Annotated in this window: 11 protein-coding genes and 2 pseudogenes; 8 read left to right on the plus strand and 5 right to left on the minus strand. The window is 63.5% G+C overall.

Annotated elements, in window-relative coordinates; all coding sequences use genetic code 11:
• The 6 genes and pseudogenes from JCM19049_RS05430 to JCM19049_RS05460 all read left to right on the plus strand — a co-directional run.
• Window positions 1-329: pseudogene (locus tag JCM19049_RS05430) on the plus strand (MFS transporter); the annotation flags it as partial.
• 157 nt (window positions 330-486) lie between these two features.
• Window positions 487-711, plus strand: coding sequence for a hypothetical protein (locus JCM19049_RS18835; protein WP_279402533.1), 225 nt, complete (start codon window positions 487-489; stop codon window positions 709-711).
• Between the two features lie 128 nt (window positions 712-839).
• The gene (locus JCM19049_RS05440) at window positions 840-1,187 is read left to right on the plus strand and encodes a histidine kinase (protein ID WP_054821057.1); all 348 of its coding nucleotides are present in this window, start codon (window positions 840-842) and stop codon (window positions 1,185-1,187) included.
• Between the two features lie 43 nt (window positions 1,188-1,230).
• Window positions 1,231-1,569, plus strand: coding sequence for an ATP-binding protein (locus JCM19049_RS05445; RefSeq protein WP_054821058.1), 339 nt, complete (start codon window positions 1,231-1,233; stop codon window positions 1,567-1,569).
• 661 nt (window positions 1,570-2,230) lie between these two features.
• Window positions 2,231-2,590 carry a hypothetical protein gene (locus tag JCM19049_RS05455; RefSeq protein ID WP_054821060.1) on the plus strand — a complete coding sequence of 120 codons (360 nt, stop codon included), beginning with the start codon at window positions 2,231-2,233 and terminating at the stop codon, window positions 2,588-2,590.
• A gap of 150 nt (window positions 2,591-2,740) precedes the next feature.
• Window positions 2,741-3,217, plus strand: a complete 477-nt coding sequence (locus tag JCM19049_RS05460) for a pyridoxamine 5'-phosphate oxidase family protein (protein WP_054821061.1) — start codon at window positions 2,741-2,743, stop codon at window positions 3,215-3,217.
• A 129-nt stretch (window positions 3,218-3,346) separates the two neighbouring features.
• Here JCM19049_RS05460 and JCM19049_RS05465 read toward each other — a convergent pair whose 3' ends face one another.
• Window positions 3,347-3,547, minus strand: coding sequence for a DUF6480 family protein (locus tag JCM19049_RS05465; RefSeq protein WP_054821062.1), 201 nt, complete (start codon window positions 3,545-3,547; stop codon window positions 3,347-3,349).
• 43 nt (window positions 3,548-3,590) lie between these two features.
• Window positions 3,591-3,779, minus strand: a complete 189-nt coding sequence (locus JCM19049_RS05470; protein WP_054821063.1) for a hypothetical protein — start codon at window positions 3,777-3,779, stop codon at window positions 3,591-3,593.
• Window positions 3,780-4,392: 613 nt separating this feature from the next.
• Here JCM19049_RS05470 and JCM19049_RS05475 point away from each other — a divergent pair.
• Window positions 4,393-5,256 carry a GNAT family N-acetyltransferase gene (locus tag JCM19049_RS05475; RefSeq protein WP_374700237.1) on the plus strand — a complete coding sequence of 288 codons (864 nt, stop codon included), beginning with the start codon at window positions 4,393-4,395 and terminating at the stop codon, window positions 5,254-5,256.
• 576 nt (window positions 5,257-5,832) lie between these two features.
• Window positions 5,833-6,650, plus strand: a pseudogene (locus tag JCM19049_RS05480) (PspA/IM30 family protein).
• Window positions 6,651-6,782: 132 nt separating this feature from the next.
• Here JCM19049_RS05480 and JCM19049_RS05485 read toward each other — a convergent pair.
• The 3 genes from JCM19049_RS05485 to JCM19049_RS05495 are packed head-to-tail and all read right to left on the minus strand — an operon-like array spanning window position 6,783 to window position 8,322.
• Window positions 6,783-7,382, minus strand: coding sequence for a hypothetical protein (locus JCM19049_RS05485; RefSeq protein ID WP_054821065.1), 600 nt, complete (start codon window positions 7,380-7,382; stop codon window positions 6,783-6,785).
• A 56-nt stretch (window positions 7,383-7,438) separates the two neighbouring features.
• Window positions 7,439-7,636 (minus strand): hypothetical protein, encoded by a 198-nt coding sequence (locus JCM19049_RS05490; protein ID WP_054821066.1) that lies wholly within the window; start codon window positions 7,634-7,636, stop codon window positions 7,439-7,441.
• Window positions 7,633-8,322 (minus strand): response regulator transcription factor, encoded by a 690-nt coding sequence (locus tag JCM19049_RS05495; RefSeq protein WP_054821067.1) that lies wholly within the window; start codon window positions 8,320-8,322, stop codon window positions 7,633-7,635. Before JCM19049_RS05495 ends, JCM19049_RS05490 begins: the two co-directional genes overlap by 4 nt.
• Window positions 8,323-8,342 lie beyond the last annotated feature (20 nt).

Below are 8,342 nucleotides of genomic sequence, written 5' to 3' on the forward strand. Positions count from 1 at the left end.
CCGGGCTGCTGACGTACCCGGCACAGGGCGCGATGCTGTGGGCGGTGCTGCTGGGGGTGGCCGGGGCGAACTTCCCGCTGGCGCTGACCATGATCGGGCTGAAGGCGCACACCGCCGCCGGGGTGGCCAAGCTGTCCGCCTTCGGGCAGAGCGTGGGCTACCTGATCGCCTTCCCCGGCCCCTTCGCCCGTGGGTGCCTGCATGAGATGACCGATTCGTGGACGGCCCCGGTGCTGCTGCTCGGGGCGCTGATGGTGCTGCAGACCGTGTCCGGGATGATGGCCGGCAAACCGCGCTACGTGGAGGACAGCACGCTGGTGCGGGTGTAGCCGCCGGTTGTGGCGCGGCACCTGCCGGGATTTGCGGTGCGTCATAGACTGGGGTTGTGGAAGGTTCAGGTAGCTCTCGCATCGCCAGCCTGCTGTGGTCTGCGGCCGTCTTCCTGGCCGTCCTGCTGCTGGCGCTGCTTGCCGATCCCGCCCGCTGGTGGGTGCCGGACACCTGGGCTACCTGCTGGGCCTGGGCGGTTTCTCCCTGGGCTTCGCCCTGCTCACCGCGCTGGGCCAACGCGCCTCGCGGCTGACCCTGATCCTTGCCGCCGTGGGCATCTGCGGGTACCTGAGCGTGGGGCTTCCCGCGTTGGGCTGGTGGTGCCGCTCCTGCTGTTCCCGGCCGCCGCGACGGCCGCCGGGCTGCGCTTCTTTACCCTGACCGTGATGTTGGGCTGATCATCCTCTCCCTGGGCGTGCGGCTGGTGCGCGGGGAGCAGACCCAGGTGGTCCTGGCTATGAACTGCTCGCCATCCTGGCGCTGAGCTGCTCGGGGTCGCCCTGGGCGAAATGATCGCCACCCGGCGCCGGCTGGCCGACCGCGCCGACAAGCTGCAGGAGAGCCGGCATGAACTCAAGGGCCTGGCCACCCTGCGGGCCCGGGCCGAGGCTGGACAACGGCACCTGGGGGAGCGGCTGCGGGTCTCCCGAAGGCTGCATGACCAGCTCGCCCACCATCTGGCGTTGGTCTCCCTGCACACCAACGCCGCCCTGGAGGAAGTGTCGGGGGATGAGGCGGCCACCGTCAACCTGGAACACGTCCGTGATTCCTCCGCCAAGGCGCTGCAGGAGCTGCGGCGCACCGTGGACTCCATGGACCAGGACGGGCTGGGGGACCGGGACGCCGGTACTGGGTGACATTGAGGAACTGGCCTCCACGCTGCGGGACGCCGGATTGCGGGTGGAAGTCAGCGCCCCCGGGGTGGACCTGGATGACCGGTTGCCGATCTTGCTGTTGCGCCTGGTGCGGGAAGCGGCCATCAACGCGGTGCGGCATGCCGACACCACCCACCTGGTGGTGTTCCTGCGTCTGGAAGAGTCCGAGGGCCAGGAGCATTGGTTGGTCTCCGTGCGCAATGATGGTGTGCGCCGCGGGGCCAAGGACGCCGTGGATGGTCTGGGGTTGGCGATGTTGCGTCAAAAGATCAGTGAAGCCGACGGAAGCGTGGAATGGGGCCGGCTGGGGCGCCACTTCCTGCTTTCCGCAGAAATTCGAGCCACGCAGGCGGACAAGTCCTGAGCCCCATTCCGGGCAAAGACCGGTGGCTCTGGTTCTGCCGCAGTGCTCAGGCTAGAGTGAGCTCACCGCGCAAGCGCGGGAACAATTGGTCGGAAGGCCGGTACCGTCAGGAGGTCACGATGGGGGAATTTCGGGCGTACACCATGCAGGAGCGCTCCACGTATCTGGCGCCGTCATGCGAACGCTGCGGCCAACACCGGCATGTCATCTGGGAGCAGGTTGAGGGGACGGATAAATACATTCCACGCGATGCCGGCTGCTCAAATGAGGCCTGCACCGCCTAGCCCAGCTGAGAAGCAGCAATAGGGGCCAGCCGCGCTTCGGACCGCCGTCCAGAGTCCGTCCCGCAGGCGCTGGCCCAGCGGACTTGAGCCAAAAATGAGCTTTCGGGCATGGCGCGAGTCACCAGAAACCCGTACGCTTGGAAACAAGCTCTGCTAGCCAACATCGAACAAGCCTCCAGCACCTGGTGGTCCTTGTTCGTCAGGGACATGTTAGCCTGCGGCGCGACGAGAAGGGGGAGACCCCTATCGTCGCGACGACGAAAAGGCCTGATCATGTCGCCATTTTCTGGAAATTCGCCTGTTAACGCCCGTGTTCGGGAGCTGCTTGGGTCCCGTGAGGCCGCCAGTACCTGGAATCCAATGAATGGATCCACGGGATGCCCATTCTTGTCACCCAACCCTTCCAGCCGCTGGAAGAGGCCCTGGCCCTCACCGCCCGCTACGACGGCTCGGTGCTGCTTGCGGTGCTGGGAAAGAACGATGACGCGCTGCGGATGCTGCACATTTCCCGGTCCTGCGCCGACCTGCAGCCCGTGGAGGCAACACCTCAGGACATGGTGGTGTGGGACCTTGTCGAACAAGCCACCCGTTCCTGCCTGGTCACCTTTCGGATCAGCCATTGGAGTTCCAGCGCCGTGGCGCACGTCCTTCCGCCCTTTAGCGTTCAGGGCTGCGAACGGCGCGGCTTCTATCGGCACGAGCTGGTCTCAACACGGGTTGATCCCTGCGTGAATTAGCATCTGGCGGGCAGCGAAGCCTGCCGGTCCGGGGCAACCGCTGGTGATGCTCCTGCCTCCGCTGGGTAGATGCTCAAAACCCTTTCGCGTGTCCTGGAAATCCGTAACGTGGGCGGTGACCGAGGTTGCCAACTGTGAAGGAGAACCAGCATGTCCAATGACGATACGCGCAAGGTAGTTGAGATCCTGAAGGACATTCGCGTCGCCATGGTGACGACCCACGGACCGGACCGGCTCTACAGCCGCCCGCTGACCGTCATCGACGTCACCGAGGACGGGGACCTGTGGTTCTTCACGGTCACCGAAACCGACCTGGTCCGCGAGATTGAAGCGCACAGTGAAGTGAACGTGTCCTTTGCCGGGAACAAGAAGTGGGTTTCCGTGGCAGGCAACGCCCGCATCGTGCGGGACGTTGAAAAGAAGCGTGAACTGTGGAACTCCATGGTCGAGACGTTCGTGGGAGAGGACCCCGAGGCCTCCAACGTGGTGCTGGTGCACGTGGACTCCGACTCCGCGGAATACTGGGAGAACCCCGGCGGTGCAGCCAGCGTGGTGGCCAGCTGGGTCAAGGAGAAGTTCACCGACAAGAGCGCCCACCCGGGCGACTCGGGCACCGTGGACCTGTAGCCCCTACCGGCCCTGCCCACAGGATAAAAAGAGGCGTAGCCTCGACCAGATCCCCTAGGAGGAAGGTCGAGGCTACGCCTCTGTCGGTGCCCAGCCTGCTGTTCGAGCCACTGGCCTCAGGGATGCCGTTTATTCGTCATGCCCCTGATCCTGGCTCATGGAGCCCTCGGCCGGTGGGGTCTCTCCGGGCGGTACGCCGCCGCCCGGTTCCAATCCGGTGATGTTGTCCTTGACCGGGTCAGGGTTCGAGGTGGCACCGGCCTGCTTCTTGTCGACCTGGTTTTCCTCGTCCTTGTCGCTTCCCGGACGGGATGAAGAGTGCTTTGTCATCGGGACACTTCCTGTTCGTAGTCGGTTTCCCTGGCGGTGAGGCCTAGTAGTTGGCCGGCGGGTCGGAGGCCGGGAAGGATTCCTTCTCCCATTCCTTCACGATGCCCTCGTCTTCGCCCTTGCCGTTGCGCTTCTTGGCACCCTGGTCCTGCTGTTCGGTTGCCTTGTCCGGCTGGTCATTCTCGTCCAGATTCTGGTTCTGCTGATCATCCGAGGTTGGTTCCTGGGTCATTTCTCTTCCTTCGCTCGTGATCCGACATTGTGCGGCAGAAGGCCGGTCCAGAAGGAACACCCTTGGCAGGGCGGTTCCTTCTGGTCGAAGCCAGCACCTACGTGGAGACTAACCAGCGCCGCACGGCGCAATCAATAGCTCGTGAAATCATGCATGTTTTTCTCAGGAAGAGTGGGTGGCGTTGCGCCAAGCACTTGGACCGCCGTTCACGTCATGGCCACCTCCGGCGTCACCGTTGGCGCTGTGCGCGATGAACTGCTGAGTGCCGGGCAAGCTTGCCGGTTGCATCTGGGAGGCTCTGGCCACCGGTGCGGAGGACTAGGACCTAGCCTTGACCGATTGCGCACCAAGTCTGAACCAGCTCACCATCGACGGGTTGATCGTAGCCCAGGCGGCCTGGGTTCATATGCAATCAGAGCAACGGAGCCTCAGTGTTCTGTCCCGGCTCCTTGGCGCGATCATCCCAGTGCTCTTTCCTCTTGTGGGAAACCCGCAACGGCCGATCTTTGGTGTGTTGAACTAGCAAGTTACTAGAGTGCGCCGCCGGTTACTAGCGATGAGATTTCCCCCAAAGCAGCTTGTTTTGCACTTGCTCCCCGAGTAATCGTTGAACGTGGATGTTAGATGGATCATTATGGAATTGGATAATCAGTCGTCAGTTGATCTACCTAGTCTTCAACTCGCTATGGAGCAGAACTTGGCTGAGCACGCGTGCCATCTGCACCGGCACCTGGACGGTGCAACTGTTACTGAAACAGATGATCTGGTGATTGCGGATAGCGGCCTCAGCGACGACACTTTCAATATCGTTGCGGCCGCCCGCTTCACCGCCACTAGTGCACCTACTCGCGTTGCAGAGACGCTCCAGGCCCTGGGTACCACCGGACTCCCATTCTCATGGTGGGTTGGCCCTGCCAGTGCTCCAGATTATCTGGCACATTACCTCGAGAAATCCGGTTTAGAGGCTTCTGAAACTGAGTCTGGCATGTGGAAGGACTTGCGGGGGAATTTTCCGGAAGTGCAGGTTGATGGCCTCGAAATACGGTTAGTGAGGACGCCAGAAGAACTTGCTGATTATGCAACCGTGCTTTCCGCCAACTGGAATCCACCAGCGATTACGGTGAAGCGATTCTATGCCGACGCTTCGGACGCGGCATTAGCCGCTGATTCCCCGGCGCGCTACTTGGTTGGCTATGTTGATGGCCGGGCCGTTTGCTCGGCTGAAGTCTTCTTCAGCGATGGGGTCGCTGGTATTTACAACATCTCAACGCTCAAATCAGAACGTCGCCAAGGATACGGCGGAGCCATCACCCTGGCCACAATGCGTACTGCGCTCGGGGCCGGTTATGAGACCGCAGTGCTGCAGGCGTCTGAGGATGGGGAACCGGTCTATCGACGCCTCGGATTCACCGCATGCGGTTACTTCACTGAGTACGCTTTACCCGCTGACAAGCGTCTCGAGAACGCTCGTTTTTGAGACGTTCCGGCTGGAGCTCACTATTCCGAGTGGCAAGCCGGAGTAAAGCTGCCCGAAACTTGTATCGGGAACCAAAGTCGGGGGAAAAGCTCTGTGAACCGTTTTCGGGCGATTCGGCCAAATAGCAGTAGGACCATTTTGGAAGGCAGTCAGCCGTGCCTGAGAAGTTCGAGGTTGAGCAACGCTGGCCAGAACTGTTTGCGCAGCAGTCACGTGCTGCAGCATGGCACGAAGGACGGACCCAAGCCGCGAAGACATCGAACCCCTCACCGCCGCGGCCCGCGGCGTGATCGACGATGTCGCGTACTTGCGCCATGCGCGTGCGTGCGAGCTGCGCGTCGAATAGCCTATAACCTGGCGATAAGATCGAGGCTGGCTCCGGCGGAACTTTTCCTGTTACCTGCGGACTGCCCGCGTGGAAAATTGGCGTTCCGCATTGAGCACAACTGTTGAAGGTGGTCTGCCTGGCCCCGTTCCTGATTTTCACCGCCGCATCCTTTGAAGGAACCGAAATCGAGTTCAGTTGGCGGGGGTTCGTCGCCTAGAGTTAAACCTGCGGCAATCGAAGGGAACACCATGTCTATACGTTCATTTTTCGCGCGGATCTTCAAGCTGGGCCAGGCCAACGCCAATGCGGCCCTGGACGCCGTTGAGGACCCGAAGAAGATGCTGGATCAGACGGTGCGTGACTACACGAACAACATTGCCGAAGCTGAATCCGCCGTGGCCCAGACCATCGGCAACCTGCGCATGCAGGAAGAAGACCACGCCAAGGCCCTGCGTGAGGCCAAGGACTGGGGAGCGAAGGCGCTGGCGGCCTCCAACAAGGCCGACGAGTTCAGCGCGGCCGGGGATGAGCAGAACGCACAGAAGTTCAACCAGCTGGCGACCTTGGCCATCCAACGCCAGATGTCCTGCGAGAAGCGGGCCGCCGGACTGGAACCAACCATCCAGACCCAGCGCGAGGTGGTGGCCCGGCTCAAGGACGGGTTGAACTCCATGAAGTCCAAGCGCCAGGAACTGGTGTCCAAACGCGATGAACTGGTGGCCCGCGCCCGCAACGCCAAGACCCAGGGCAGATGCTGGATGCGCTCAAGTCCCTGGACATGAGCGACCCAACCTCCGAGGTGGGTCGGTTTGAGGCGCAGGTGCGCCAGGAGGAAGCCAAGGCCCGCGGCGCCGCCGAATTGGCTGCCTCCTCGCTGGACGCGCAGTTCGCCGAACTGGACAATCTGGGCCAGGACGCGGAGGTGGAGGCCCGCCTGGCGGCTTTGAAGCCCAGTGCGGACATCGTGGACGAGGCTCCGGCGCCCAGCGGCGAAATCGCCGCAGGTGTCCCGCAGCCTTCCGAGGTGGAGGCCCGGCTGGCCGCGCTGAAGAAGGACCGTTCCTAGCCAGTTGGCTTCCATCGACGAGCACCATGACACAGGCCTCCGCCGCTAAACCCTGTGGTTTAGCGTCGGAGGCCTGTATCGCTGCGGTTTCGGATCCCCGGCATCCGGCTTTCCGAGCCGGAGTGGTTGGACCTACCGGCCGTCCCCGGTGGGCGGGGCGCCGGGGTGCAGCAGCACCGAGCCCGCCGATACCTGCAGGCCCACTTGGCGGTTGGAATTGGAACTGACCTGCAAGCGGTTATCCACGCTTCCGGCGGAGACCTCGCTGGCCACCGCATAACTGGTGTCCGGCAGCGTCAGGTCCAACAGTCCGGCGCTGACCTGTGCGTCAACCGTGGCCGGTGCCTTGCCGGTCAGTTCGCTGTTCAGTCGTCCGGCGGCGACGGCGTAGGTGGCGTCCGCGACATCGGCCAGGACCACGTCGGCCTGCCCGGCCCCCAGATCCACATCCAGGCTCGTGGCCGAGCCGTTGGCGCGCAGGTATCCGGCATCAACGTCGAGATCGAGCCGCGCGAAGTTTCCGTTCGCCAGCAGTTCACCGGCCTCCAGGTTCAGGGTGGCGTTCAGCTGTCCATTGTCCAGCTCCCGGGGCAGGGTGAGCTTTACGTCGTTGCGGGAGCGGTCGCAGCCCAGGAAGCACCAGCTCTGCCATCCGCCGGGCGGCTTCACCTCCAGCGTGTTGCCGCGGCGCTCCAGTGACCAGGAGCCGCGGGAGCTGCGCACATCGAGCACCGCCTCGGGGGTGTCGGCGAATTCGAGGGTGAACTGTCCGGCCTCCGCGTTGGCCTTCAGGTCGGTGGTTCCTTGGCATCGGCGGTCAGCACCGTGTGGCTGCGGGAGAGGGTGGCAACCGATTGGTTGACGGCTCCGGCGATCACGCCGAGCAGGATCAGTCCGCCCAGCACGGCCAGCACAATGCCCACGGGGCCCAGGGGCTGGCGTTGACGGGTGTCCCCAACGGGCGGTGGAGTGGTGGGGGTGGTCATGGGGTGCTCCTATCGGTGTTACCGGTGCCCGTGTCCTGGATATGCGCCAGGGCGGCGAGCACGCGCCGGTTGCCGGTGCCATCGGCTTCCAGGTCGAGTTTTTGGAAAATGGAGGTAATGTACTTCTCCACGCTGGCTTCGGACAAGTGCAGAAGCCTGGCGATCGCCTGGTTGGACTTGCCCTCGGCCAGGGCGGCCAGCACCGTGCGTTCGCGTTCGGTCAACCGCTGCATGCGGTCGTCATGGTTTCGTCGGGTCAACAGCTGTGCCACCACTTCCTGGTCGAGCACGGTTCCGCCGGAACGGATCTGTTCCAGGGATTCAATGAACTCGGCCACGTCCGCCACCCGGTCCTTGAGCAGGTAGCCCAGGGCCCCGGACTGCATGGCAATCAGTTCGGCGGCGTAGCGTTCCTCCACGTACTGCGAGAGCACCAGCAGCGGCAGCTGCGGGTAGCTGCGCCGCAGCTGCAGTGCCGCGCGGATCCCCTCGTCGGTGTAGCTCGGGGGCAGGCGCACATCCAGGATGCACAGTTCGGGGAACTGGGCGGGGTCCGCCTGCTGCATGAAACCGCTCAGCCCACCGGCGTCCGGCAGCGCGGCGACCACCTCGTGGCCGGAGTGTTCCAGCAGCCGCACCAGCCCTTCGCGCAGCAGCACCGAGTCCTCACAAATCAGTACGCGCATGGCACGTTCACCTCCAGTGC

It is taken from the genome of Arthrobacter sp. JCM 19049, from assembly GCF_001310435.1.

What these genes read in the sequence shown, in the direction of transcription:
- JCM19049_RS05455 (WP_054821060.1), top strand. Translation starts at nt 2,231, where the DNA reads ATGCCCATTCTTGTCACCCAACCCTTCCAGCCGCTGGAAGAGGCCCTG.
- JCM19049_RS05440 (WP_054821057.1), top strand. Translation starts at nt 840, where the DNA reads ATGATCGCCACCCGGCGCCGGCTGGCCGACCGCGCCGACAAGCTGCAG.
- JCM19049_RS05460 (WP_054821061.1), top strand. Translation starts at nt 2,741, where the DNA reads ATGTCCAATGACGATACGCGCAAGGTAGTTGAGATCCTGAAGGACATT.
- JCM19049_RS05495 (WP_054821067.1), bottom strand. Translation starts at nt 8,322, where the DNA reads ATGCGCGTACTGATTTGTGAGGACTCGGTGCTGCTGCGCGAAGGGCTG.
- JCM19049_RS05470 (WP_054821063.1), bottom strand. Translation starts at nt 3,779, where the DNA reads ATGACCCAGGAACCAACCTCGGATGATCAGCAGAACCAGAATCTGGAC.
- JCM19049_RS05490 (WP_054821066.1), bottom strand. Translation starts at nt 7,636, where the DNA reads ATGACCACCCCCACCACTCCACCGCCCGTTGGGGACACCCGTCAACGC.
- JCM19049_RS05465 (WP_054821062.1), bottom strand. Translation starts at nt 3,547, where the DNA reads ATGACAAAGCACTCTTCATCCCGTCCGGGAAGCGACAAGGACGAGGAA.